Here is a 24,568-nt window from a genome sequence, read left to right as displayed (position 1 = left end):
CCTAGTCGAGCACCGCGCGCACGACCGCGTCGGCCAACAGGCGGCCGCGGTCGGTGAGCACCAACCGGTCGGCCTGCATGGTCGCGAGCCCGTCGTCGACGACGGTGGCGGCGCGGCGGCGTTCGGCCTGGCTCAGCAGCGCCACCGGCAACCCGTCGCGCAGTCGCACCCGCAGCATGACGTCCTCGGTGTGGCGGATGCCGTCGTCGAGCAGCTCGTAGTCGGCCACCGGCAGCTGCCCGGCATCCAGCGCTTGGGCATAAGCGTTGGGGTGCTTGATATTCCACCACCGGGTCGCACCGACGTAACCGTGCGCCCCCGGCCCGGCGCCCCACCATTGACCGCCGTTCCAGTAGCCGATGTTGTGCCGGCACTCACCGCCGGGCCGACACCAGTTCGACACCTCGTACCAACCGAACCCGGCCGCCGACAGCTGCGCGTCGAGCAGCTCGTACCGGTGCGCCAGCTCGTCGTTGTCGGGTGTGGTGAGCTCGCCGCGACGCACCCGGCGCGCCATCGCGGTGCCGTCCTCGATCACCAGCGCGTACCCGGATACGTGGTCGACACCCGCGTCGACGGCGGCCTCGATCGAGCGCAGCAGATCGCCGTCGCTCTCCCCCGGCGTGCCGTAGATCAAATCGAGGTTGACGTGCGCGAACCCGGCGGCGCTGGCTTCGCGGGCGGCGTCGAGGGCGCGGCCCGGCGAGTGCACCCGGTCGAGCACCGCCAGCACGTGCGCAGCGGTCGACTGCATGCCCAGCGACACCCGGGTGAACCCCGCGGCGCGCAGCTGCGCGAAGAACTCCGGCGAGGTGGACTCGGGGTTGGCCTCGGTGGTGACCTCGGCGTCGGGAGCCAGGACGAAATGCTCGCGGATCGCCGCGAGCACCACCGCCAGGCCCGCGCCGCCCAGCAGCGACGGGGTGCCGCCCCCGACGAATACGGTGTCGACCGCCGGCGGCGACCCCAGCTGGGCGGCGGCCAGGCGCAGCTCGGTACGCAGCCCGGCCAGGAATCCGTCCGGGTTCGCCCCGCCCAGCTCGGCCGGTGTGTAGGTGTTGAAGTCGCAGTATCCGCAGCGCGACGCGCAGAACGGCACGTGCACGTAGATGCCGAACGCGCCCCCCGGTGTGGCGGCCAGGCCCGGCAGTGTCACGGGCGCGGTTCGGACGGTCATAGGGCCAGTTTCCCAGACGACTTCTGCTCACCTTGAGCGCAAATATCGCCCGGTTAGTGCACACGGCGTAGTTCATGGCACAATTGGCGTCGTGACTGCCGCACGCATCTTCCCCCGCATTTCGCTGGTGGCGCGTCGGCACGTCGATTTCAAGCGCGTCTGTACCTGTTGTTGTCTGCCTTGACGCGCTGATTTCGGACCCAGCCCAACCAACACTTCTAGCTGGCCGCCGGATCTGCGCTGCCGGTCAGCTCACCGGTGAATGCGCGGTCCCAACGCCGGCTCCACGAAGGAGCCAAACCCATGACTCAGGCAAACCCAAGACCAGCCCGTGCGCCTCGCGCCGAAGGCCAGTGGGCTCTCGGGGACCGGGAACCGCTCAACCCCACCGAGCAGTTCAAGAAGGACGACGACGCGCTCAACGTGCGTGACCGCATCATCGACATCTACTCCAAGACCGGTTTCGACGGCATCGACCTCACCGATCTGCGGGGCCGGTTCCGCTGGATGGGGCTCTACACGCAGCGCGCGGAGGGCTACGACGGCACCTGGACCGGTGACGAGAACGCCGAAATCCTGGAAGCCAAGTACCTGATGATGCGGGTGCGCTCCGACGGCAAGGCGCATTCGGTCGAAACCATCCGCACCCTGGGCCAGATCTCGATCGACTTCGCCCGCGACACCGCCGACCTCACCAACCGCGAGAACCTGCAGTACCACTGGATCGAGATCGAGAACGTGCCCGAGATCTGGCGCCGCCTGGACGCCGTCGGCCTGGGCACCACCGAGGCGTGCGGCGACTGCCCCCGCGGCATGCTCGGTTCGCCGCTGGCCGGCGATTCGGTCGACGAGGTCCTCAACGCGCAGCCCGCGCTCGACGAGATCGTGCGGCGCTACATCGGCAACCCCGAATTCTCCAACCTGCCGCGCAAGTACAAGACCGCGATCTCGGGCCTGCAGGACATTCCGCACGAGATCAACGACGTGTCGTTCGTGGGCGTCAACCATCCCGAACACGGGCCCGGCCTGGACCTGTGGGTCGGCGGCGGCCTGTCGGTCAACCCGATGCTGGCCCAACGCCTCGGCGTCTGGGTGCCGCTGGATGAGGTGCCCGAGGTGTGGGCGGGCGTGACCTCGGTGTTCCGCGACTACGGGTACCGCAGGCTGCGCTCCAAGGCCCGGCTGAAGTTCCTGGTCAAGGACTGGGGTGTGGAGAAGTTCCGGGAAGTTCTCGAACAGGAGTACCTGGGCCGCAAACTCATCGACGGCCCGGCGCCCGAGCCGGTGCCCCACGCCATCGACCACGTCGGCGTGCAGCGGCTGAAGAACGGCCTCAACGCGGTCGGCGTCTCGCCGATCGCCGGGCGGGTGTCGGGCACGGTGCTGTGCGCGATCGCGGACCTGGCCGAGCAGGTCGGCTCCGACCGCATCCGATTCACCCCGTACCAGAAGGTCATCATCCTCGACGTGCCCGACGACAAGGTCGACGAGCTGACGGCGGGGCTGGACAAGCTCGGTCTGCCCGCGCGGCCGTCGCACTGGCGGCGCAACCTGATGGCGTGCACCGGCATCGAGTTCTGCAAACTGTCGTTCGCCGAAACCCGGGGCCGCGCCCAGGTGATGGCGCCCGAGTTGGAGCGACGCCTCGACGACATCAACGCCCAACTGGACGTGCCGATCACCATCGGCATCAACGGCTGCCCCAACTCCTGCGCCCGCATCCAGACCTCCGATATCGGGTTCAAGGGCCAGATGGTCGACGACGGCAACGGCAACACCGTGCCCGGATTCCAGGTCCACCTGGGCGGCAGCCTGGGCGTGGACAGCGGTTTCGGCCGCAAGTTGCGCAAGCACAAGGTCACCGACGCCGAACTGGGCGACTACATCGAGCGGATCGTCCGCAACTTCGTGAAACAACGCGACCAGGGTGAGCGTTTCGCTACCTGGGCGATGCGGGCCGACGAGGCCGATTTGCGATGAGCGCACGGGCGACCAACGGAAGGCACAGATGACCGACCTTTCTTCAGACACCGATCTGCAGGCACTGGCCGAGCGCGGCGCCAGGGAACTCGACGGCGCCAGCGCCGTTGACCTGCTGCGCTGGACCGACGAGCACTTCCGCGGCGACTACATCGTGGCGTCCAACATGCAGGACGCGGTGCTGGTCGATCTGGCCGCCAAGGTGCGCCCCGGGGTGGACGTGTTGTTCCTGGACACCGGCTATCACTTCGTGGAAACCATCGGCACCCGCGACGCCGTCGAAGCCGTCTACGACGTGAAGGTGATCAACGTCACGCCGGAGAACTCCGTGGCCAAACAGGACGAGCTGTTCGGCAAGGACCTGTTCGCCCGCGAACCCAACGAATGCTGCCGGATGCGCAAGGTCGAGCCGTTGAGCAAGGCGCTGCGCGGATATTCGGCGTGGGTCACCGGCATCCGGCGGGTCGAGGCGCCGACGCGGGCCAACGCACCGCTGATCAGCTGGGACAAGGCGTTCGGCCTGGTGAAGATCAACCCGTTGGCGGCGTGGACCGACGAAGACATGCAGAACTACATCGACGCCAACGGCATCCTGGTCAATCCCCTTGTCTACGAGGGCTATCCCTCGATCGGCTGCGCTCCGTGCACGGCCAAGCCGGTCGAGGGCGCCGACCCGCGCAGCGGTCGCTGGGCAGGCACCGCCAAGACGGAATGCGGGCTGCACGCCTCGTGAGGTCGTCGTGACGCTCATCCTCACGGCGCACGGCAGCGTCGATCCGCGCTCGGCCGCGGTGACGCACGCGGTGGCAGGCCGCATCCGGCGGCTGCGGCCGTGGCTGGACGTGCGTCCGGCGTTCCTGGAGAAAGCCGCACCGAGCCTGGGCGATGTGCTCGCCGGCGTGCCCGGCCACGGAATCGTGGTGCCGTTCCTGCTCGCCGACGCCTACCATGCCCGCATCGACCTGCCCGCGGTGATCGAAGCCTCGGGGGCGAACGTGGTACAGGCCGAAGTGCTCGGCCAGGACCTGTCGCTGCTGTCGGTGTTGCGGCAGCGCCTCGCCGAGAGCGGGGTGTCTCCCGACGACGACGGCCTCGGGGTGATCGTGGTCGCCGTCGGTTCGTCGAGCGCCACCGCAAACGCGCACACCGCGGCCGTCGCGCAGACGTTGCACGCCGGAACCCGTTGGGTGGGCGCCGAAGTGGCGTTCGCCACCGGGCCGTATCCCAGCGTTCACGACACCGCGCAACTGCTGCGCGCCCAAGGTGCACGACGCCTGGTGATCGCCCCGTGGTTCTTGGCGCACGGCCGGATCACCGACCGTATAGCCGACTACGCTGGCGCACACGGTATTTCGATGGCCGAGCCGCTGGGCTCGCACAACCTCGTCGCCGCCACGGTGCTGGACCGCTTCGACGCGCGCACCACCGCCGACATCGCGGCCTAGCTCACGCCGTCGTCAGCGCCTCGTCATCATCGGCGTTGTCGGCCTTGGGTATTGACGAAGCGGCCGGTATCGCGGGCACACGGGTGGCCCGAACGTAGACGGTGTCGCCCTCTTTCAACGCGAGCGCCTCGGCGTCGCCACGGGTGATCTGCGCGGTGAACGAGGTGTGCGACGCGGCGTTGGTGAGCTCGACGCGAACCTCGAAGCCCAGCATCACGATCCGGTCGATGGTCGCCCGCACCACGCCGGTGGCGGCGATGGTGTCGTCGCTTGCCGCGATGGCCATCTCCGGATTGCGCCCGACGCGGATGTCGTGCGGGCGCACCAGGCTGCCGTTCAGCGACGACACCGCGCCCAGAAACGACATCACGAACGCGTTCGCGGGCTCGTCGTAAACCTCTGTCGGAGAACCGACCTGCTCGATACGACCCTTGTTCAGCACCGCGATGCGATCGGCCACGTCCAGCGCTTCGGACTGGTCGTGGGTGACCAGCACGGTCGTGACGTGCACCTCCTCGTGCAGCCGTCGCAGCCAGACCCGCAGGTCCTCCCGGACCTTGGCGTCCAGCGCGCCGAACGGCTCGTCGAGCAGCAGCACCTGCGGGTTCACCGCGAGCGCGCGCGCCAGCGCCATGCGCTGCCGTTGCCCGCCGGAGAGCTGATTGGGGTATCGGGTCTGGAAACCGGCCAGCCCCACCACTTCCAGCAGGTTGTCGACCTTCTCCTTGATCTCGGCCTTGGGCCGCCTGCGGATCTTCAGCCCGAACGCCACGTTGTCGCGCACGGTCAGATGCTTGAACGCCGCGTAGTGCTGGAACACAAAGCCGATGCCGCGGCGTTGCGGGGGCACCTTGGTGACATCACGGCCGTTGATCGTGATGGTCCCGGTGTCGGGCCGGTCCAGCCCGGCGATCGCGCGCAGCAGGGTCGACTTACCCGAACCGCTGGGGCCGAGCAGCGCGGTCAGCGACCCCGACGGCACGTCGAAGTCGACGTTGTCCAGCGCCGCGAAGTCGCCGTAGCGCTTGTTGACGGCGCGCACGGTGATCGCAGTGGTCGTCCGGGTGGTCACGGCAATCGTCTCCTCATGGCGTAGAACTCAGGTGTCCAGTTTCGCGCGGCGGACGTCGAGTAGCACCTGGACCACCAGGACGACGACTGCGACCGTCATCAGCAGCGTGGAGATCGCGTAGGCGCCGTACTCGTTGCCGCGGGTGTGGCGGTCGGACACCAGCAGCGTCAACGTCTGCGATATCCCCGGCAGGTTCGACGACACCATGATCACGGCGCCGTATTCGCCGAGCGTGCGCGCGACGGTCAACACCACCCCGTACATCAGCCCCCACTTGATCGAGGGCAGCGTGACCAGCCGGAACGTCTGCCACGCGCTCGATCCCAGTGTCGAGGCGGCTTCCTCCTGGTCGGTGCCCAGCTCGTGCAGCACCGGTTCGACCTCGCGGATGACGTACGGGACGGTGACGAAGATGCTGGCGAGCACGATGCCGGGAAACCCGAAGATGATCTTGATGCCGAGGTCGTTCTCGACGAACCCCAGCGCCCCGGCCGAGCCCCACAACAGGATCAACGCGACACCGACCACCACCGGAGACACCGCGAACGGCAGGTCGATCACCGCCTGCAGCAGGCTTTTCCCTCGGAACCGGTTGCGCGCCAACACCAATGCGGTGGGCACCCCGAAGATCACGTTGAGGGGCACCACGATCGCGACGACGATCAGCGACAGGCGCAACGCCGAAATGGCTGCCGGGGTGCTGATGGACGCGATGAACTCGCCCACCCCGGGCTCGAAGGTGCGCCACAGAATCAAGCCGACCGGCACCACCAGCAGGAACAGCAGGTAGCCCAGCGCCAAAAAGCGCAGCAGGTAGCGCACCGCGGGCGACAGGGTCACGTCACCAACTCCTGGCGCTTGGCGGCCCGCGACCCGATGGTGCGCAGGATGAACAGCACGACGAACGAGATCGTCAGCAGCACAATCGACACCGCGGCCGCGCCGGTGCGGTCGTCGAACTCGATCAACGTGCGGATGTACTGCGAGGACACCTCGGACTCGCCGGGCACCGCGCCGCCGATCAGCACGACCGAACCGTACTCACCGATCGCGCGGGAGAACGCCAGCCCCGCCCCGGAAAGCAGGGACGGCAGCAGCGCGGGCAGCATCACCAGCCGGAAGATCGTGAAGTTGTCGGCGCCCAGTGACGCCGCGGCTTCCTCGACCTCGCGGTCCAACTCCAGGATCACCGGTTGCACCGAGCGCACCACGAACGGCAGCGTGACGAACAGCAGCGCGACGCCCACGCCCCACTTGGTGTGCTGGATGTGGATTCCCACCGGGCTGTTCGGCCCGTAGAGCGCCAGCATCACCAGGCTCGCCACGATGGTGGGCAGGGCGAACGGCAGGTCGATGATCGCGTCGACCAACCGTTTGCCGACGAAGTCGTCGCGGGTGAGCACCCAGGCCACCAGCAGCCCGAAGAACAAGTTGATCACCGCGACCGCGAACGAGACGGTCAGCGTGACCCGGAACGACTGGATGGCGCCGTTGGAGGTGATCGCCTGCCAGAACGCCTCCCACCCGCCGCCTGCGGATTGCCACACGATCGCCGCGAGCGGCATCAGCACGATGATCGACAGCCACGTCGTGGCGACCCCGACGCGCAGCTTCGTGTTGCCGTAGCGGCTGGTGAAAAACCCCCTGGCCGCTGCGGCATCGCCGGCGCCGGACTGGTCCGGCGGAAGCTGTGGCCCGTCCGCGTCGAGGCCAGCTGTCATCTCGTTGCTTCTTTGTAGATCTTGGTGATCGTGCCGTTGTCCTTATCGAACAATGCCGGATCCACGGCCTGCCAGCCGCCCAAATCGTCGACGGTCCACAGTTTCTCCGGAGCGGGGAAATCGCCTGCGAATTCCATCGCGACCCCGGGGTCGACCGGACGGAAGCCGGCCTCGGCCCAGATCTTCTGGCCCTCGGGCGTGTAGAGGAAGTTCTTCAGCGCGTTGGCCTTCTCGGGATGCGCGCTGGAGGTGACGACGGCGACGGGGTTTTCGATCTTGAACGTCTGCGGCGGGTTCACATGCTCGACGGGCTTGCCCTGCCGTTCGATGTTGATGGCCTCGTTCTCATAGCTCAGCAGCACATCGCCGGTGCCCTGCAGGAACAGGTCGCTGGCCTCCCGTCCGGACGACGGCCTGGTCCGGATGTGATCGGACACCAGCGCGTTGACGAAATCCAGCCCGGCCTGCGCGTTCTGCCCGCCGTTGCTCTTCGCGGCGTACGGCGCCAACAGGTTCCACTTGGCCGAACCCGAGCTGAGCGGGCTGGGGCTGACCACCTCGAGGCCCGGCTGCAGCAGGTCGTCCCAGTCCCGGATGTTCTTCGGGTTGCCCTCGCGGACCACCAGCGTGACGACCGAGCCGAACGGGACGCCGCCGGTGGCGTCGGCGTTCCAGTCCTCGGCGACCTTGCCCGCCTTCACCAACCGGGTGACGTCGGGTTCGACGGAGAAGTTCACGATGTCGGCGGGCTTGCCGTCGACCACGGCGCGCGACTGGTCACCCGAGGCGCCGTAGGAGGCGGTCACCGCGGTGCCCTCGCCCTCCTGGGTGGCGGCGAACGCCGGGATGATCTTGCTCCAGCCGGGTTCGGGAACCGCGTAGGCGACCAGCGTCAACGTGTGGTCGCCGCCGCCGGTCTCCGCGCCTCCGCCCGCGACGTCGCTGGACCCGCCGCCGCACGCGGCCAGCAGGCTGGCCGTGGCGGCGACGACGGCGGCGGTGCGCCAGGACTTGCGGTTGATGAGCATCTGATGACCTTTCCTTGCAGGGACGCTAACGGGGCGACCCGCCGCGACGGCACGAAGGGACCAGCATCAGGCTCGGGAAAGCCGCTGCCGACACCAAACCGCGGACGGGATTGGAGTCAGCAACAACAGCAGACATCAGCGACAGCGGTGAAACCCACGGCAATGAGGGCCAACACATGGCCGTCCTTGTTGCCGGTTGCCGTACGCATGGCGCGAAGAATAACAGAACCAGCCGATTGTGCGCGGCGTGGGCTCAACCGCCCTGACGCGTCACCAGCCACGTGACGAGCACCAACACCACCAGGAAGACCAGCACCAACGTCACCCGCGAACGTGGCATGCCGCCCTCCTCATCGGTCGTCGTCCAGGTCAAGATGGCGCGCCCGGCGCACCAACCGAATGCTGTTGCCCAGCGCGCCGTCGAGCACCACCGCAACCCCGAACGCCAGCGCCAGCACCACCGGCATCACCACCGCGGTCTGGGCAACGAACGGCAGCCCGGTGAGCCACAGCTCAACGCCGTCCCACCAATTGAGGAAGCCGTCCACCAGGCCAGGGTAGGTGATGGCAAGATTTGCGCCGTGCCGGACGACCACCGCAGCGACCGCACCACCTGCCTCGTCGCCGGCGGCGGCCCCGCCGGAATCATGCTCGGGCTGCTGCTGGCCCGCGCCGGCGTGGACGTCACGGTGATGGAAAAGCACCCCGACTTCCTGCGTGACTTCCGCGGCGACACCGTGCATGCCAGCACCCTGCGGTTGCTCGACGAACTCGGTCTCGGCGAGCAGTTCGACCGGATGCCGCACCGCGAGATCGACCGGTTGACCATGGACGTGCAGGGCACCGAGGTGACGATGGATCTGCGTCGAATCCCGGGGCCGCACAAACACATCGCGCTGGTCCCGCAGTGGGATTTCTTGGAGCTGTTGGCGTCGGCGGCCGAGAAGGAGCCGACGTTCACGCTGTTGCGCAGCACCGAGGTGCTCGGGCCGATCGTGCGCGGCCGCACCATGGTCGGGGTGCGCTACCGCACCCCCGACGGCGCGGTGCGCGCGATGCACGCGGCGCTGACCGTCGCCTGCGACGGCCGGTCCTCGACGTTGCGGTCGGCGATGGGGCTGACGCCCAAGAACTTCGGCGCGCCGATGGACGTGTGGTGGTTCCGGCTGCCGCGCAACGCCGGCGACCCGCACGGCCTGGCCGGGGTGCTCGGCGCCGGCCACGCCCAGATCGTCATCGACCGCGGCGACTACTACCAGTGCGCCTACGTCATCCCCAAGGGCCGCGACGGTGAACTGCGCGCCGAAGGCGTCGAGAGGCTGCGCCGCGACGTGGTGGCCCTGGTGCCGTGGCTGGCCCCGCACACCGCGGCGTTGACGTCGATGGACGACGTCAAGCTGCTCAACGTGGCGCTCAACCGGCTGCACCGCTGGTACACCGACGGATTGTTGCTGATCGGGGACGCCGCGCACGCGATGTCACCGGTCGGCGGGGTCGGGATCAACCTCGCGGTGGCCGACGCGGTGGCCGCCGCGCGCGTCCTGGCCGGCCCGCTGCGCACCGGCAGGGTCTCGACCAGGCAGCTGGCCCGGGTGCAGATCCGGCGGTGGGTGCCCGCGGCACTGATCCAGGCCGTGCAGCGGGTGATCCACGCGCGGGTGATCGCCGTCGCGGTGGGCTCCAGCGGCCCGGCCCGACCCCCGCTTATGGTCCGGCTGGCCGCGCGCTCGTCGCTGCTGCGCAGGGTCGCGGCCTACGGGGTGGCGATCGGCCCGCTGCCCGAACATGTGCCCGAATTCGCACGCCGCTGAAACCGCGCGGGAAACGATTCGGTGGACGGCGGGCAGGTCGGCAGTCGATGATGTCGGCATGGTTCTGCCACAGATCGAGCCGTCCGACGGGTCCCCGCAGGCACAGCCCGACCTCACCACTGAGTCCAACGTCTCGTTGACGATGACTGGGCCGATGCCCTACGCGCCGACGGCGACGTTGCGGAACTCCTTTCCCCCGATCGCCGACTACGCGTTCTTGTCCGACTGCGAGAACACCTGCCTGATCTCGTCGGCGGGGTCGGTGGAATGGCTGTGTGTTCCGCGCCCGGACTCCCCCAGCGTGTTCGGCGCGATCCTGGACCGCGGCGCCGGCCACTTCCGGCTGGGCCCGTACGGGGTGTCGGTACCCTCGGCGCGCCGGTATCTGCCGGGCAGCCTGATCCTGGAGACCACCTGGCAGACCCACACGGGGTGGCTGATCGTGCGCGACGCGCTGGTGATGGGGCCGTGGCACGACCTGGATGCCCGGTCGCGCACCCACCGGCGCACCCCGATGGACTGGGACGCCGAGCACATCCTGCTGCGCACGGTGCGCTGCGTCAGCGGGACGGTCGAGTTGGTGATGAACTGCGAACCGGCCTTCGACTACCACCGCATCCCGGCCACGTGGGAGTACTCGGCCCAGGCCTACGGCGAGGCGATCGCCCGCGCGCGCCGCGACCCCGATGCGCATCCGACGATGCGGCTGACCACCAACCTGCGGCTGGGCCTGGAAGGTCACGAGGCCCGCGCCCGCACCCGGATGAAGGAGGGCGACAACGCGTTCGTCGCGCTGTCGTGGTCCAAGCATCCGGCACCACAGAACTACGACGAAGCCGCCGACAAGATGTGGCAGACCAGCGAGGCGTGGCGGCAGTGGATCAACATCGGGAACTTCCCCGACCACCCGTGGCGGGCCTACCTGCAGCGCAGCGCGTTGACGCTGAAGGGGCTCACGTACTCCCCGACCGGCGCGCTGCTGGCGGCGCCGACCACGTCGCTGCCCGAAACCCCTCAGGGCGAACGGAACTGGGATTACCGCTACGCCTGGGTGCGCGACTCGACGTTCGCGCTGTGGGGTCTGTACACGTTGGGTCTTGACCGCGAGGCCGACGACTTCTTCGCGTTCATCGCCGACGTGTCCGGGGCGAACAACGGTGAACGGCACCCGCTTCAGGTGATGTACGCCGTCGGCGGTGAGCGCACGCTGGTCGAGGAGGAACTGCACCACCTGTCCGGCTACGACGGCGCGCGCCCGGTGCGCATCGGCAACGGGGCGTACAACCAGATGCAGCACGACATCTGGGGCACCATGCTGGATTCGGTGTACCTGCACGCGAAGTCGCGCGAGCAGATCTCCGACACGCTGTGGCCGGTCCTCAAACAACAGGTCGAAGAGGCCATCAAGCACTGGCGCCAGCCGGACCGCGGCATCTGGGAGGTGCGCGGTGAACCGCAGCACTTCACCTCCAGCAAGATCATGTGCTGGGTGGCGCTGGACCGCGGGTCCAAACTCGCCGAACTGCAGGGTGAGAAGTCCTACGCCCAGCAGTGGCGCGCCATCGCCGAGGAGATCAAGGCCGACGTGCTCAAGAACGGTGTGGACTCCCGCGGGGTGCTCACCCAGCGCTACGGCCACGACGCGCTGGACGCGTCGCTGCTGTTGGCGGTGCTGACCCGGTTCCTGCCCTCCGACGACCCGCGGGTGCGGGCCACCGTGCTGGCGATCGCCGACGAGCTGACCGAGGAAGGGCTGGTGCTGCGCTACCGCGTCGAGGAGACCGACGACGGGCTTGCCGGCGAGGAGGGCACGTTCACGATCTGCTCGTTCTGGCTGGTGTCGGCGTTGGTGGAGATCGGTGAGCTGCACCGGGCCAAGCACCTGTGTGAGCGGCTGCTGTCGTTCGCCAGCCCGCTGCACCTCTACGCCGAGGAGATCGAGCCGCGCACCGGCCGCCATCTGGGTAACTTCCCGCAGGCCTTCACCCACCTGGCGTTGATCAACGCCGTGGTGCACGTGATCCGCGCCGAGGAAGAGGCCGACAACTCCGGCGGGTTCGTGCCCGCCAACGCGCCGATGTAGCAGAGGCGCCTTACCGCTACTCTCGGTCTGACGAACGGGCTCGACCAAAGGGCGGCATGGGCAACATCTATCACGACGTCAGCGAGATCGTGGGTCGGACCCCGCTGGTCCGGCTCAACCGCATCACCGAGGGTTTGCAGGCCCAGGTGCTGGCCAAACTCGAGTTCTACAACCCGGCCAACAGCGTCAAGGACCGGATCGGGGTGGCGATCATCGACGCGGCCGAGGCCGCCGGGGCGCTGCGGCCGGGCGGCACCATCGTGGAGGCCACCAGCGGAAACACCGGTATCGCGTTGGCGATGGTGGGCGCGGCCCGCGGCTACCGGGTGATCCTGACCATGCCGGACACCATGTCGACCGAACGCCGGGTGATGCTGCGGGCCTTCGGCGCCGAAATCGTCCTGACACCCGGCGCCGAGGGTATGGCCGGCGCCGTCGCCCGCGCCAAACACATCATCTCCGAGACCCAGAACGCGGTGGCCGCAGACCAATTCGCCAACCCCGCCAACCCCGACATCCACGAGCGCACCACCGGCGAGGAGGTGTGGGCCGACACCGACGGCGCGGTCGACATCTTCGTCGCCGGGATCGGCACCGGCGGCACACTGACCGGTGTCGGCCGGCTGCTCAAGTCCCACAAGCCCGACGTGAAGATCGTCGGTGTCGAACCGCTGGACTCCCCGATCCTCAACGGCGGTGACCCCGGCCCGCACAAGATCCAGGGCATCGGGGCCAACTTCATCCCCGAGGTGCTCGACCGCGGCGTCTACGACGAGATCATCGACGCCGGGTTCGACGACGCGATCACGGTCGCACGCGCCCTGGCCACCCAGGAGGGCATCCTGGGCGGCATCTCGGCGGGCGCCAATGTGTGGGCCGCGCTCGAGTTGGCCAACCGGCCGGAGAACGCCGGGAAGATGATCGTGGTGGTCATCCCCGACTTCGGCGAACGCTACGTGTCCACGCCGCTGTTCGAGCACATCCGGGACTGAGACCGTCATGGCGCTGCTCGCCACCCTGCGAGAGGACCTGAGAAACGCCCGTGCCCACGATCCCGCCGCGCGCGGAGATCTGGAGAACGCGCTGGTGTACTCCGGTCTGCACGCGATCTGGGCGCACCGGGTGGCGCACCGGATGTGGGCACGGCCGCGGCTGCGTGGACCGGCGCGCGTGCTGATGCAGATGGTCCGGGCGCTGACCGGTGTCGAGATCCACCCGGGCGCCACCATCGGCAGGCGCTTCTTCATCGACCACGGCATGGGCGTGGTGATCGGCGAGACCGCCGAGATCGGCGACGACGTGATGCTCTACCACGGGGTGACGCTGGGTGGGCGCACCCTCAAACAGGTCAAGCGCCACCCCACGGTCGGCAACCGGGTCACGATCGGCGCCGGCGCCAAGGTGCTGGGGCCGCTCACGGTCGGCGACGACAGCGCGATCGGCGCCAACGCCGTTGTCACCCGCGATGTTCCGCCGGATTCGATCGCGACCGGCATACCGGCGGTCGTGCGGCACCGCACCGATCAGGAACGCGAGCAGGCCGTCGACCCCACCTGCTACATCGATCCGGCGATGTATATCTGAGGGTCGGCGGGCGGCGGAAGCCGGTCAGTCGATCTTCTGCAACATCAGGTTGGCGACCGAGACCGCGTCGTGCGCGCCCATCGGGTCGGGCCCGGCCACGTCGGAGATCTCCACGTCCACAACGCAATCCGATGCCACCCCCAGCGCGCGCTGAACCGTCGAGCCGCCGTCGTGCATCACGACGGCCGACACGGTGTTGTGGTCGACGGTCACCCCGGTGATCCTGCTGGCGGCGGAGGTGTGCGAGCCGGGGCGTTGCAGCACCAACGTCTGCCCGTTGCAGCGGTGCCATTCGTCGGCCGCGGCGGCGAAGAACTGCTGGGCGTCGTCGGGGGTGGCGAACTGGACGACGCCGAAGAATCCCGACGACGACGGGCCGTTGGCGTCCCCACCCGCCCACGACTGGCTGGCCACGGTGCGCACCGAACCGGCCCCGTAGACGACCTTCTGCAGCCGGTAGCCGGTGCCCACGCACTCCGCGGGGGTCGCCTCGGCCTCCCCGACGCTCTGCAGCAGCAGGTCGGGGCCGCCATCGACGAGCTGCCCCAGGAAACCGGCGATGCCCAGCATCGTGGCCAGTTCGTCGCCGCTGGGCAGCACCTGGGCGAGCGCACGCACCGGCGACGGCTTGACGACCTCGGCGATACGCAGCGCGGGCGGGTCGGCGACCTGGCTCGAACAACCGGCAAGCAGCACACAGGCGCTCAGCGCACCGACGGTCCACCCGCGCGAGCGCATCGACGGCCTACTTCTTGGCCTTGTCGGCAGCCGAGTCGGTGGACAGGGCGGCGACGAACGCCTCCTGCGGCACCTCGACCCGACCGATCGTCTTCATCCGCTTCTTGCCTTCCTTCTGCTTCTCCAGCAGCTTGCGCTTACGGGTGATGTCACCGCCGTAGCACTTCGATAGCACGTCTTTGCGGATCGCGCGGATGTTTTCGCGGGCGATGATCTTCGACCCGATCGCCGCCTGCACCGGAACTTCGAACTGCTGACGCGGGATGAGCTCCTTGAGCTTGGTCGTCATCTTGTTGCCGTAGGCGTACGCCGAGTCCTTGTGCACGATCGCGCTGAACGCGTCGACGGGCTCACCCTGCAGCAGGATGTCGACCTTGACCAGGTCGGCTTCCTGCTCGCCGGCCTCTTCGTAGTCCAGGCTGGCGTAGCCGCGGGTACGTGATTTCAGCGAGTCGAAGAAGTCGAAGATGATCTCGCCCAACGGCATCGTGTACCGCAACTCGACGCGTTCGGGCGACAGGTAGTCCATGCCGCCCAACTCGCCGCGGCGCGACTGGCACAGTTCCATGATCGCGCCGATGAACTCGCTGGGCGCGATGATCGTCGTCTTGACGACGGGCTCATAGACGGCGCGCATCTTGCCGCCCGGCCAGTCCGACGGGTTGGTCACCACCATCTCCGCACCGTCTTCGGTCACCACCCGATACACGACGTTGGGTGAGGTGGAGATGAGGTCCAGGTTGAACTCTCGCTCGAGGCGCTCGCGGGTGATCTCCATGTGCAGCAGGCCCAGAAAGCCGCAGCGGAAACCGAATCCCAGCGCCACCGAGGTCTCCGGCTCCCACGTCAGCGCGGCGTCGTTGAGTTGCAGGCGGTCCAGCGCGTCACGCAGATCCGGGTAGTCCGAGCCGTCGACCGGATACAGCCCCGAGTACACCATCGGCTTGGGTTCGCGGTAGCCGGTCAGCGCCTCCACGGCGCCGTTACGTGCGGTCGTCACGGTGTCACCGACCTTGGACTGCCGCACGTCTTTGACCCCGGTGATCAGGTAGCCGACCTCCCCGACGCCCAGGCCGTCGGACGGCTTGGGTTCCGGGGACACGATGCCGACCTCGAGGAGTTCGTGGACGGCGCCGGTGGACATCATCTTGATCCGCTCGCGTGGGACGATCCTGCCGTCGACGACGCGGACGTAGGTCACCACACCGCGGTAGGTGTCGTAGACCGAGTCGAAGATCATCGCTCGTGCCGGGGCGTCGGCGTCGCCGGTGGGGGCAGGCACCTCGCGCACGATGTGGTCGAGCAGGTCGGGGACACCATCGCCGGTTTTGCCCGAGACCCGCAGCACGTCGCCGGGTTCACAGCCGATGATGTGGGCGATCTCCGCGGCATAGCGGTCCGGGTCGGCGGCGGGCAGGTCGATCTTGTTGAGCACCGGGATGATCGCCAGGTCGCGGTCGAGCGCCAGGTAGAGGTTGGCCAGTGTCTGCGCCTCGATGCCCTGGGCGGCGTCCACGAGCAGCACCGCGCCTTCGCACGCCTCCAACGCCCGCGACACCTCGTAGGTGAAGTCGACGTGGCCGGGGGTGTCGATCAGGTGCAGCACGTATTGCTGGTCGCCCTGTTGCCCCTGCACCGTCCAAGGCAGCCGGACGTTCTGGGCCTTGATCGTGATGCCGCGCTCACGTTCGATGTCCATCCGGTCCAGGTACTGCGCGCGCATCGTGCGGTCGTCGACGACGCCGGTGAGTTGCAGCATCCGGTCGGCCAGCGTCGACTTGCCGTGGTCGATGTGGGCGATGATGCAGAAGTTTCGAATCTGCGCCGGCGCGGTGAAGGTCTGGTCGGCGAAGCTGCTGATGGGAATCTCCTGGTGAAGCGGACTATGTGTGCTATCAGGGTATCCAGGCAGGCGCCGGTCGGCACAATCGCGGCCAGGCGACTTCACATATGCTCGGCAATATGGCTCCGCCGTGGAAAACCTTTCAGAGGTTTGCCGAGAATTTGGTGTTCAACGAGGCGCCCAAGTTCGTCCGTCAACTGCAGAATTCCCAGACGCTGCAGCGCGGTATCCAGCAGGGCATCAAGATCGGCTGGGATGCCATCGCGGGCCCCGTCGACGAGCGCGTTCCTGCCCTCACCACAGGCCGGCCGGTCAGCCGCAATTTCGTGCCGACCACGCATCGCGCCCGCAAGCTGGTCTATGCCCCCGACCTGGACGGCCGCGCCGACCCCGGCGAGATCGTGTGGACCTGGGTGGTCTACGAGGACGATCCGAACCAGGGTAAGGACCGTCCGGTGCTGGTGGTCGGCCGGGACCGCGCCACCCTGCTCGGGCTGATGCTCTCCAGCCAGGACCACCATCGCGACGACCCGAACTGGGTCGCGATCGGCAGCGGCACCTGGGACTACGAGAACAGGCAGAGCTGGGTGCGGCTGGACCGGGTGCTCGACGTGCCCGAGGAAGGCATCCGCCGCGAAGGGGCGATCCTCGAACGCGAGAAGTTCGAGCTGGTCGCCACCCGGCTGCGCGCCGAGTACTCCTGGAGCTGACTTCTCCTCGGCGCCGACCTATCGCGGTTGGCGCCACATGGGCCACATCGTCGGCCCGCCGTCGGGCACCGTGATCTCGCCGGTGACCTCGAAGCCGAACCGCTGATAGTAGGGCACGTTGTCGGGGTTGCTGGACTCCAGGTAAGCCGGCGCATGCTCGGCGTCCACCCGTTCCAGCCGGGACTGCATCAAGGCGTGCCCGAACCCGCCGCCGCGCACGGTCGGATCGCTGCCGATCACGCCCAGATACCAGTGCGGCTCTTCGGGATGGTGCTTCTTCATCAGCTCGCTGATCTGGCGACCCCGGCCCGCCGCGGTGCCCATCGCGAGCATGAAGCTGGGCATCATCCGCAACTCCTGCAGCGGCGACTGCTGCCACCGGCCCGGCGGATCCCACAGCGCCGCCGCGCCGATGCCGTCGGATCCGAGCGCGACCTCGACGCCTCCGCCGGCCAGAAAGTGGTAACGGGTCATCGCCGCGAACATGCGCGTCAACCCCTTGGTGCGGCGGCTGTCGTCGGGCAGCAGCCACGTCATCAGGGGGTCGGTGTAGAAGGCTCGGCCCAAGGTGCGAGCCAGCGACCGGATATCGGCCTTGTGCGGTGGACGAACGTCGAGGACGCTCGGCATCAGCCGCCCTGGGTGATGTAGGCCTCCAAGTGCTCCTGTTGCGCCTCGAGTTCCTCCATCCGCGTCTTGACCACGTCGCCGATGCTAACAATCCCGGCCAGTCGACCGTTTTCCATCACCGGAACGTGACGCACCCGGTTGGTGGTCATCAACGCGCTCAGGCTGTCCACGGAGTCGTTCGGCGAGCAGGTCGCCACGAGCGTGGACATGATCTCCGACACCGGGCGGGTGAGCAGCTCACCGCCCTTTTTCTGCAGTGCACGCACGACATCGCGTTCGGACACGATGCCGGCCAAACCATCCGGGGCGACCACCACCATCGCGCCGATGTTCCGCACGCTCAACTCGGTCAGCAGCCCGGCGATCGAAGTCTCCGGGGTAATGGTCGCCACCGACGCACCCTTGTTGCGCAATACGTCCGCGATCCGCATCGATGCCTCCGTTTCAGTGATCTTCCTCACACCAGGCTAGGTCTGCGGGGCCAAACGCGGGAGGTTTTGGCATCGGTGTCCCAGAACCGCGGCACCGCTGCCCCCGGACGGCGCAGCCCCGACGGACCGCTCGAGCGCGCACCGTGCGGCGCCGTCGTCCGGTGCGGGCACGAGTCATCAGTCAGCGCAACCGATTTCGCTACGACCGCACTTTTGCCGCTGCGGTCCGGTATATGTGGGGCCATGATCGAGGTGACGCTGCTCGGAACTGGTAGCCCGATTCCCGACGCCAATCGCGCGGGCCCGTCGACGCTCGTGCGGGCAGGCGGGCAGACGTTCCTCATCGACTGCGGCCGCGGGGTGCAGCAGCGGATGACGGCCGCCGGTGCCGGCGCCAACGGGCTGACCGCGCTGCTGCTGACCCACCTGCACAGCGACCACATCGCCGATCTCGGCGACATCATCATCAGCCGCTGGGTCACCACGTTCACCCCCGAACAGCCCCCGTTTCCGATCATCGGCCCGCCCGGCACCGCCGAGGTCGTCGACGCCACGCTGAAGGCGTTCGGCTTCGACATCGGCTACCGGATCGCCCACCACGACGACCTGAAGACGCCGCCCCCGCTGGAGGTGCACGAATACACCGAAGGGGTGGTGTGGGACCGCGACGGCGTCACGATCACCGCCGCGCCGACCGATCACCGGCCCGTGGCCCCGACGATCGGTTTCCGCGTCGAACACGCCGGCGCCTCGGTGGTGCTGGCCGGCGACACCGTCCCGTGTGAAAGCCTCGACAAGCTGGCCGCCGGGGCGGGCGCGTTGGTGCACACGGTGATCCGCAAGGATCTGATCGACGCGATGCCGATGCAGCGGATCCGCGACATCTGCGACTACCACTCCTCGGTCGAGGAGGCGGCGGCCACCGCGACGCGCGCCGGGGTGGGCATCCTCATCCTCACCCACTACGTGCCTGCCATCGAGCCTGGTCAGGAAGACCAGTGGCGGGCGCTGGCCGCGACGGCGTTCGACCGGCAGATCGAGTTGGGCGACGACCTGCACCGGGTCGAAGTGCACCCGGGCGTCGGCGCCCAGCCCGGCTGACACCACCGGGCCCATACCGGCAGGCCAGCGTCCCTCGCTTTGGGAGATCGGGGGGCTCGCTGGTACCCTGAGCAGTCGCTGCCCTTGTTCGGGCGCCCACTTACTTGCCCCATCCCGTCGAGACTTACGAAGGACTATCCGCGTGGCCAACATCAAGTCGCAGATGAAGCGCAACCGCACCAACGAGAAGCGCAGGCTGCGCAACAAGTCGGTGAAGTCGTCGCTTCACACCGCGGTGCGCGGGTTCCGGGCGGCTGTGGAGTCCGGCGACAAGGAGAAGGCCGGCGAGCTGCTGCTGTCGACCAGCCGCCAGCTCGACAAGGCCGCCAGCAAGGGTGTCATCCACAAGAACCAGGCCGCCAACCGCAAGTCGGCGCTGGCCCGCGCGCTCAACAAGCTCTGAGCCGCGCCGCTTTCCTTATCTTTATCTTTCTAGTCCGCCGCGAGTTCGGCGACTTTGCGCACCGTCGATTCCAACGCGTAGTTCGCGTCGGCTGCCGCACCCTTGACGTCGGCGTTGAGCGCCGCGACGAGCCGCATCGCCTCGGCCACCGATGCACGCGACCACCGACGGGCCTGCTTCTGCGCCTTCTGCACCCGCCACGGCGGCATCCCCAACTCCGAGGCCAGCCGGTAGGGATCTCCGGACAGCGGAGCCACCCGCGCGATCGTGTGCACGGCCTCGGCCAACGCGTCGGCCAGCACCACCTGCGGTTCGCCGCTCATCATCGCCCACCGCAGCGCCTCGGCGGCCCCCGCGACGTCGCCGAGGACGGCCTTGTCGGCGATGTCGAAACCCTTCACCTCGGCTTTGCCTGAGTGGTAGCGGCGCACCGCCGCGGCGTTGACCGCGCCGTCGGTGTCGGCGACCAACTGTGAGCACGCCGATGCCAGCTCGCGGATGTCCGAGCCGACAGCGTCGAGCACGGCGGTGACGGTGTCGTCGTCGACCTTCATCTTCAACGCGCGGAACTCCGCGCGCACGAAGTCGGCGCGCTCACGCGGCTTGGTGATCCGGGCGCATAAATGCTCTTGGGCCCCCAGCTTTTTGAGTTGATCCGCGAGGGCCTTGGCGCGGCCACCGCCGGAATGCACGACGACGAGCATGGTGCCCGGCGGCAGGTCCGCCGCGGCCGCGGCGATGACGGCGACCGCGTCCTTGCCCGCCTCGCCCGCCGACTCCAACACCACCACCCGCTCGTCGGCGAACAACGACGGGCTGAGCAGCTCGGCCAGTTCGCTGGTGCTGACCTCACCGGCGCGCAGCCGATCGACCGGGACGTCGTCGGTGCCTGCGCTCTTACGGGCGGCCCGCAGCACGGCGGCCACGGCGCGTTCGACCAGCAGCTCCTCGTCACCCAGGACCAGGTGCAGGCGCGAATCCTCTTGGCTCACTCCCCGATCGTGTCATGCCCGCCCGACAGCCCCGACACCGTCCACGCGAGCAGGCAGATCGCGGCCGCGCACACCGCGAGCCGCACCCAGCGCCACCGCCACGCCAACACGGCGACACCGCCTGCCGCCGCGATCGTCGACACCCCGAGCAGACCCGAGGGCACCGGCAGCGACGCGCCGGGGACCGCGGCGGCCCAGTGCGCCACCTTCAACAACCACCACAGCTCGGGCCCGGTGAACCGGATCAGCAGGTGGGTCGCGGGCGGCCAGAGCCCACCGAGTGCGGCCGCCGCGGTGCCGATCACGGTGATCGGTGGGATCACCGCGGCCGCAGCCAGGTTCGCGACGACGGCGACCAGGCTGAACCGGCCCGAGATGCCGGCCACCAGTGGCGCGGTGACCAACTGCGCGGCGACGGCCACCGTCACCGCGTCGGCCAGCGGCTTGGGCCAGCCGCGTCCGACGAGTCGCCGCGACCAGTGCGGAGCCAGCACGACGAGGGCCGCCGTCGCCGACACCGACAGCGCGAACCCGACGTCGACGGCCAGTTCCGGGGAGGCGACCATCAGCACCAGCACGCTGGCCGCCAACGCCGGCATCGCCTGCCGCCTGCGGTGGGACAGCAACGCCAACAGCGTGATCCCGCCCATCACCGCCGCCCGCAGCACGCTGGCCGACGGTTGCACCACGACGACGAACGCCACCAGCACCGCCGCGGCCAACACGACGGCCGTCCGCGGTCCGATCAGCCCCGCGGTCAACAGCACAGCACCGCAGACGATGGTGACGTTGGCGCCCGACACCGCGGTCAAATGCGTCAACCCGGATGCCCGGAACTCGGCGGTCGTCTGCGCGGTCACCGCCGAGGTGTCGCCCAACACCAGCGCGGGCAGCATCGCCGCCTGATCGGCGGGCAGCACGTGCCGCGCGGCGTCGGCGAACCCGCGCCGAATCCGGTGTGCGGCCCGGTGGACCGGCGACGCTTGTCCCAGCGACAGTTCTCCACCGGCCGAAAGCACCGCAACGGACAAATCGCGGCGCGTCGGCCGGCCGATGCGCGCACGGAACCCGGCGGGTTGTCCCGCCGACAGGTCGGCGACCGAGACCGCCGAGGCGAAAACGACCACCCCGCCGGTCATCTCGCGTCCGTCAACCGCCACCAGCGATCCGCGGAACATCGCCCGGTTACCGCCAAGCACGCGTGGGCTCTCACTCGCCGTCACGACGACGGCGGCGACCGTGCCGTAGCGCTGCGTGACCGGATGATGCTGCAGGGCGTCGACCCGCAACCCGATCGCGATCGCGAACGTCGCGCCGACGACGGCGACCGCGGCGAGGCCGGCGCGCACGGCCCAGCCGTCGGCGTCGGTGCCGCGGCGGCGCTCACCGAACCACCCCGCCGCGGCGGTCAGCGCCACCGCCGCGATCACCGCCACGAACAAACCGGTGACGTGCCAGAGGATTCCGGCCGCCGTCACGGCCCAGCTGGTCAGCGCCGCGGGCACCAGGCGCAGGTCGAGCCGGAATGCGCCGACTTCCATGGGGGTCACACACGCACGAGTTCACGAAGCTTCTCCAGCCGCGCTGGACCGATGCCGTCCACGTCACCGAGCTGGTCGACGCTGCTGAACGGTCCGTTGGCGTCGCGCCACGCCACGATGGCCGATGCGGTCACCGGCCCGATTCCGGGCAACGTGTCGAGCTGTTCGACGGTCGCGGAGTTGAGATCCACGAGAGCGCCGGGGGCCGCGGTGCCCTGCGCGGGTGCTGATGCGCCGGTGGACGCGGTCGCGCCGGTGTCTGCGGTGACCGAGCTGCCCATCGCGGCCGGTTCACCGGGAGCCGGTGCGATGCCGACGATGATCTGCTCACCGTCGGTGACACGCCTGGCCATGTTCAGCCCGAGCAGATCAGCACCGTCGAGCGGTCCCCCGGCGGCTCCCAGCGCGTCAGCGATCCGCGCACCCGGGTCCAGCGTGACCAGACCCGGTTTGTGCACCAACCCGACCACGCTGACGACGACCGGCTGCGCGGGCCCCGGCGGGGCGTCGCTCGGTGTCGGGCTGCCCGACGAAACCATCTGCACCGGAGGTAAGTTCGCCGACATCACCGGCGGTGGCCGGTCACGGACGATGGCGAACACCGTCACCAGCACCGCAACGATGCCCACTACGGCCAGTGCCACGACACCGGCCCGGCCGGGGTCCGCGCGCACCCCGGCGATCCAGCTGGCGGCGCCGCCGGTGTTGGTGTCGGGAAGCCATCGCGACAACAGCGTGTCGGGTTGGGGCGCCTCACCCGGCGGCTGGCCGTCGTCGGCATCGGGCTCGGTCTCGGCGCCCAACCGACGCTGCAGACGCTCGGCCGGCAATTCGGTTCGCATGCGCTGAAAGGTAGGCCGCGGCGCCGACCGATTTCGTCTTGTGCGGTGACACGCCGCAGAGGCTGTGGATGAAATCGCGTTTGTGGATACGGTGTGGTTGACGCTTGTCCGCCGGCGCCCGCGCCACCGCGTCGCCACGGCACGTAGGGAGCGCAACAATGGATCGTCGTACACCGATGATCGCCGGCATCGCGTTCGGCGTGCTCTTCGCCCTCGCGCTGGTGACGGGTCCGAGCATGCCGGGCATCGACCGGCCCGGCTTGGACATCGTCTCCTATGTCAACGAACATTCGGCCACGATGCGGGTGCACGCGCTGTTGGTGGCGTTCGGGTCGCTGGCGCTGGTGGTGGTGTTCGGCCACGCCCGTGACCGGCTGACCGGCCCCGCCGGTTACGTGTTCACGATCGGCTCGGCGCTGGTGCTGGCCCAGATCGCCGTCGCGACGTGGTTCACCGCCGGGTTCGCGCTGAACCCCGCTCAGCTCGGTTCGGCGACGGCCCGCACGATCGGTGACATCGTGGCGATGTCCGCGCCGATGCTCACCTTCGCCAACATCATGGTCGCGGTACCAATTCTCTTGGCGGCCAACGAAGACCGGTTTCCACGCTGGCTGGGGATCGCGGCCGCGGTGTTCACCGTCGAGCAGTTGATCGAGACGATCACGATCATCGGCCCGCCGGGCAGCTTCATCTCACCGGGCGGACCGATGAACGTCTATCTCGGCGGGTCGTTGTTCGTCGTGTTCTTCGCCGCGCTCGGCGTCGCGCTGTCCCTGGACGATCCGTCGTCGGTGGAATCCGGGCCGTCGGAGCGACCCGACCACGCCCCGGAGCGTGCCGACCGGCCCGCCGGAGAAACCGAGGAGTCCGCCGACGAGAGCTGATCCGAAGCGGCGGGCGCATCGTGGTGCCGGCCGAGGTCCGCTGCCCGCTTGGGTATCTGCGCGAACCTACCTAATTTCGGGCGGTGCAGCTGGGTGTGGTGGGTATCCGAAGTCGCTGCGGGACGCGATGTTTGGGTGGTCGCCGGCTCGCTGGCGGGTTCGGCGGCCGGCAGCTCGGCAGGGCCGGGACGCAGCGTCGACGCGGTGCGTGCAAACGGGTCGGCGACCGCGGCGCGCACGTTGGTGACAGCGGTCTTGGCCGCGTCGCCGACGATGCCGGCGGCGACGGCCACGGCGTCGGCTGCTTGCGCGGTGCCCGCTGCGATCGCTGCGGACGGGTCGCCGGACACGGCCAGTTCCTGGGCGGCGGTGTCGACGGCCTGCACGGTTCCCAGCAGCAGGATCTCGCCTGCCTGAAACGCGATGGCCGCGAGAACCCTGATCGTCTCGACCGCGAGCACCTGTGGCAGCGTCCTTGCGCCGGTTTCGGTCGGCGCGGGCGGCGGCAGCGGCTGGTTGAGAGCGGCCAGAATGCTCGTCCGCGCGGCGTCG

At 68.8% G+C, this 24,568-nt stretch carries 26 protein-coding genes; 12 read left to right on the top strand and 14 right to left on the bottom strand.

The annotated features are described in order from the left end of the window. Position 1: 1 nt before the first annotated feature. A complete protein-coding gene (hemW, locus tag K3U96_RS09845) occupies positions 2-1,177 on the bottom strand; it encodes a radical SAM family heme chaperone HemW (RefSeq protein WP_220692864.1) in 1,176 nt (391 codons plus the stop codon). Between hemW and K3U96_RS27150 the strand changes: the two genes are divergently transcribed. The 4 genes from K3U96_RS27150 to K3U96_RS09830 all read left to right on the top strand — a co-directional run bounded on the left by K3U96_RS27150 (position 1,110) and on the right by K3U96_RS09830 (position 4,602). Next, the gene (locus K3U96_RS27150; RefSeq protein WP_350355537.1) at positions 1,110-1,361 is read left to right on the top strand and encodes an Ms4527A family Cys-rich leader peptide; all 252 of its coding nucleotides are present in this window, start codon (positions 1,110-1,112) and stop codon (positions 1,359-1,361) included. The two genes, hemW and K3U96_RS27150, sit on opposite strands and share 68 nt — an antisense overlap. 119 nt (positions 1,362-1,480) lie before the next feature. After that, positions 1,481-3,157 (top strand): nitrite/sulfite reductase, encoded by a 1,677-nt coding sequence (locus tag K3U96_RS09840; protein WP_069403563.1) that lies wholly within the window; start codon positions 1,481-1,483, stop codon positions 3,155-3,157. A 28-nt stretch (positions 3,158-3,185) separates the two neighbouring features. After that, a complete protein-coding gene (locus K3U96_RS09835; protein ID WP_069403564.1) occupies positions 3,186-3,890 on the top strand; it encodes a phosphoadenylyl-sulfate reductase in 705 nt (234 codons plus the stop codon). A gap of 7 nt (positions 3,891-3,897) precedes the next feature. Continuing rightward, positions 3,898-4,602 (top strand): sirohydrochlorin chelatase, encoded by a 705-nt coding sequence (locus K3U96_RS09830; RefSeq protein WP_220692863.1) that lies wholly within the window; start codon positions 3,898-3,900, stop codon positions 4,600-4,602. A 1-nt stretch (position 4,603) separates the two neighbouring features. Here the strand turns inward: K3U96_RS09830 and K3U96_RS09825 are convergent, their stop codons facing one another. From K3U96_RS09825 to K3U96_RS09805, 6 genes are all read right to left on the bottom strand, one after another. Beyond that, complete coding sequence (locus K3U96_RS09825; RefSeq protein ID WP_220692862.1) at positions 4,604-5,674, bottom strand: sulfate/molybdate ABC transporter ATP-binding protein; 1,071 nt, start codon at positions 5,672-5,674, stop codon at positions 4,604-4,606. Positions 5,675-5,701: 27 nt separating this feature from the next. Beyond that, positions 5,702-6,514, bottom strand: a complete 813-nt coding sequence (gene cysW, locus K3U96_RS09820; RefSeq protein ID WP_069403567.1) for a sulfate ABC transporter permease subunit CysW — start codon at positions 6,512-6,514, stop codon at positions 5,702-5,704. Next, positions 6,511-7,395: a sulfate ABC transporter permease subunit CysT gene (gene cysT / locus K3U96_RS09815; protein ID WP_069403568.1), complete on the bottom strand. Its 885-nt coding sequence runs from the start codon at positions 7,393-7,395 to the stop codon at positions 6,511-6,513. Before cysT ends, cysW begins: the two co-directional genes overlap by 4 nt. Beyond that, positions 7,392-8,423: a sulfate ABC transporter substrate-binding protein gene (locus tag K3U96_RS09810; RefSeq protein ID WP_069403569.1), complete on the bottom strand. Its 1,032-nt coding sequence runs from the start codon at positions 8,421-8,423 to the stop codon at positions 7,392-7,394. Before K3U96_RS09810 ends, cysT begins: the two co-directional genes overlap by 4 nt. Positions 8,424-8,539: 116 nt before the next feature. Further along, positions 8,540-8,632 carry an Ms4533A family Cys-rich leader peptide gene (locus K3U96_RS27145; protein WP_350355536.1) on the bottom strand — a complete coding sequence of 31 codons (93 nt, stop codon included), beginning with the start codon at positions 8,630-8,632 and terminating at the stop codon, positions 8,540-8,542. 141 nt (positions 8,633-8,773) lie between these two features. Then, the gene (locus tag K3U96_RS09805) at positions 8,774-8,971 is read right to left on the bottom strand and encodes a hypothetical protein (protein WP_069403570.1); all 198 of its coding nucleotides are present in this window, start codon (positions 8,969-8,971) and stop codon (positions 8,774-8,776) included. 33 nt (positions 8,972-9,004) lie between these two features. Here K3U96_RS09805 and K3U96_RS09800 point away from each other — a divergent pair, with 33 nt between their 5' ends. The 4 genes from K3U96_RS09800 to epsC are packed head-to-tail and all read left to right on the top strand — an operon-like array spanning position 9,005 to position 13,901. After that, entirely contained in the window at positions 9,005-10,234 is a 1,230-nt protein-coding gene (locus K3U96_RS09800) for an FAD-dependent oxidoreductase (protein ID WP_220692861.1), read from the top strand. A gap of 58 nt (positions 10,235-10,292) precedes the next feature. After that, positions 10,293-12,317, top strand: coding sequence for a glycoside hydrolase family 15 protein (locus K3U96_RS09795; protein WP_069403572.1), 2,025 nt, complete (start codon positions 10,293-10,295; stop codon positions 12,315-12,317). 56 nt (positions 12,318-12,373) lie between these two features. Next, positions 12,374-13,309 (top strand): cysteine synthase A, encoded by a 936-nt coding sequence (cysK, locus tag K3U96_RS09790; protein WP_220692860.1) that lies wholly within the window; start codon positions 12,374-12,376, stop codon positions 13,307-13,309. Positions 13,310-13,316: 7 nt separating this feature from the next. Then, the gene (epsC, locus tag K3U96_RS09785; RefSeq protein WP_069403574.1) at positions 13,317-13,901 is read left to right on the top strand and encodes a serine O-acetyltransferase EpsC; all 585 of its coding nucleotides are present in this window, start codon (positions 13,317-13,319) and stop codon (positions 13,899-13,901) included. A gap of 24 nt (positions 13,902-13,925) precedes the next feature. Here the strand turns inward: epsC and K3U96_RS09780 are convergent, their stop codons facing one another. Beyond that, positions 13,926-14,639, bottom strand: a complete 714-nt coding sequence (locus tag K3U96_RS09780; RefSeq protein ID WP_220692859.1) for a sensor domain-containing protein — start codon at positions 14,637-14,639, stop codon at positions 13,926-13,928. Between the two features lie 7 nt (positions 14,640-14,646). Then, the gene (lepA, locus tag K3U96_RS09775) at positions 14,647-16,551 is read right to left on the bottom strand and encodes a translation elongation factor 4 (RefSeq protein WP_230982495.1); all 1,905 of its coding nucleotides are present in this window, start codon (positions 16,549-16,551) and stop codon (positions 14,647-14,649) included. A 38-nt stretch (positions 16,552-16,589) separates the two neighbouring features. Here lepA and K3U96_RS09770 point away from each other — a divergent pair, with 38 nt between their 5' ends. Then, the gene (locus tag K3U96_RS09770) at positions 16,590-17,192 is read left to right on the top strand and encodes a type II toxin-antitoxin system PemK/MazF family toxin (RefSeq protein WP_069403576.1); all 603 of its coding nucleotides are present in this window, start codon (positions 16,590-16,592) and stop codon (positions 17,190-17,192) included. An 18-nt stretch (positions 17,193-17,210) separates the two neighbouring features. Here K3U96_RS09770 and K3U96_RS09765 read toward each other — a convergent pair whose 3' ends face one another. Both K3U96_RS09765 and K3U96_RS09760 read right to left on the bottom strand, forming a co-directional pair. After that, positions 17,211-17,822 carry a GNAT family N-acetyltransferase gene (locus K3U96_RS09765; RefSeq protein ID WP_220692858.1) on the bottom strand — a complete coding sequence of 204 codons (612 nt, stop codon included), beginning with the start codon at positions 17,820-17,822 and terminating at the stop codon, positions 17,211-17,213. Further along, a complete protein-coding gene (locus K3U96_RS09760) occupies positions 17,822-18,253 on the bottom strand; it encodes a CBS domain-containing protein (protein WP_069403578.1) in 432 nt (143 codons plus the stop codon). Before K3U96_RS09760 ends, K3U96_RS09765 begins: the two co-directional genes overlap by 1 nt. A 243-nt stretch (positions 18,254-18,496) precedes the next feature. Here K3U96_RS09760 and K3U96_RS09755 point away from each other — a divergent pair, with 243 nt between their 5' ends. Further along, a complete protein-coding gene (locus K3U96_RS09755) occupies positions 18,497-19,354 on the top strand; it encodes a ribonuclease Z (RefSeq protein WP_220692857.1) in 858 nt (285 codons plus the stop codon). 142 nt (positions 19,355-19,496) lie between these two features. Further along, the gene (gene rpsT / locus K3U96_RS09750) at positions 19,497-19,757 is read left to right on the top strand and encodes a 30S ribosomal protein S20 (RefSeq protein ID WP_069403580.1); all 261 of its coding nucleotides are present in this window, start codon (positions 19,497-19,499) and stop codon (positions 19,755-19,757) included. Between the two features lie 29 nt (positions 19,758-19,786). Here rpsT and holA read toward each other — a convergent pair whose 3' ends face one another. From holA to K3U96_RS09735, 3 genes are read right to left on the bottom strand one after another with little or no spacing between them, the layout of a single operon-like run. Continuing rightward, on the bottom strand, positions 19,787-20,749 hold the full coding sequence (gene holA / locus K3U96_RS09745; RefSeq protein ID WP_069403581.1) for a DNA polymerase III subunit delta: 963 nt from the start codon (positions 20,747-20,749) through the stop codon (positions 19,787-19,789). Continuing rightward, the gene (locus K3U96_RS09740; RefSeq protein ID WP_220692856.1) at positions 20,746-22,290 is read right to left on the bottom strand and encodes a ComEC/Rec2 family competence protein; all 1,545 of its coding nucleotides are present in this window, start codon (positions 22,288-22,290) and stop codon (positions 20,746-20,748) included. The genes holA and K3U96_RS09740 overlap by 4 nt, the downstream gene beginning before the upstream one ends. Positions 22,291-22,295: 5 nt before the next feature. Next, a complete protein-coding gene (locus tag K3U96_RS09735) occupies positions 22,296-23,132 on the bottom strand; it encodes a ComEA family DNA-binding protein (RefSeq protein ID WP_220692855.1) in 837 nt (278 codons plus the stop codon). Positions 23,133-23,290: 158 nt separating this feature from the next. Between K3U96_RS09735 and K3U96_RS09730 the strand changes: the two genes are divergently transcribed. Next, positions 23,291-24,016 (top strand): hypothetical protein, encoded by a 726-nt coding sequence (locus K3U96_RS09730; protein WP_230982409.1) that lies wholly within the window; start codon positions 23,291-23,293, stop codon positions 24,014-24,016. Positions 24,017-24,568 lie beyond the last annotated feature (552 nt).

The sequence above is a fragment of the Mycolicibacterium holsaticum DSM 44478 = JCM 12374 genome (genome assembly GCF_019645835.1).
GTDB lineage: Bacteria > Actinomycetota > Actinomycetes > Mycobacteriales > Mycobacteriaceae > Mycobacterium > Mycobacterium holsaticum.
Note: the sequence above shows the minus strand (reverse complement) of the source record. Positions and strands in the feature narration are given on the sequence as shown.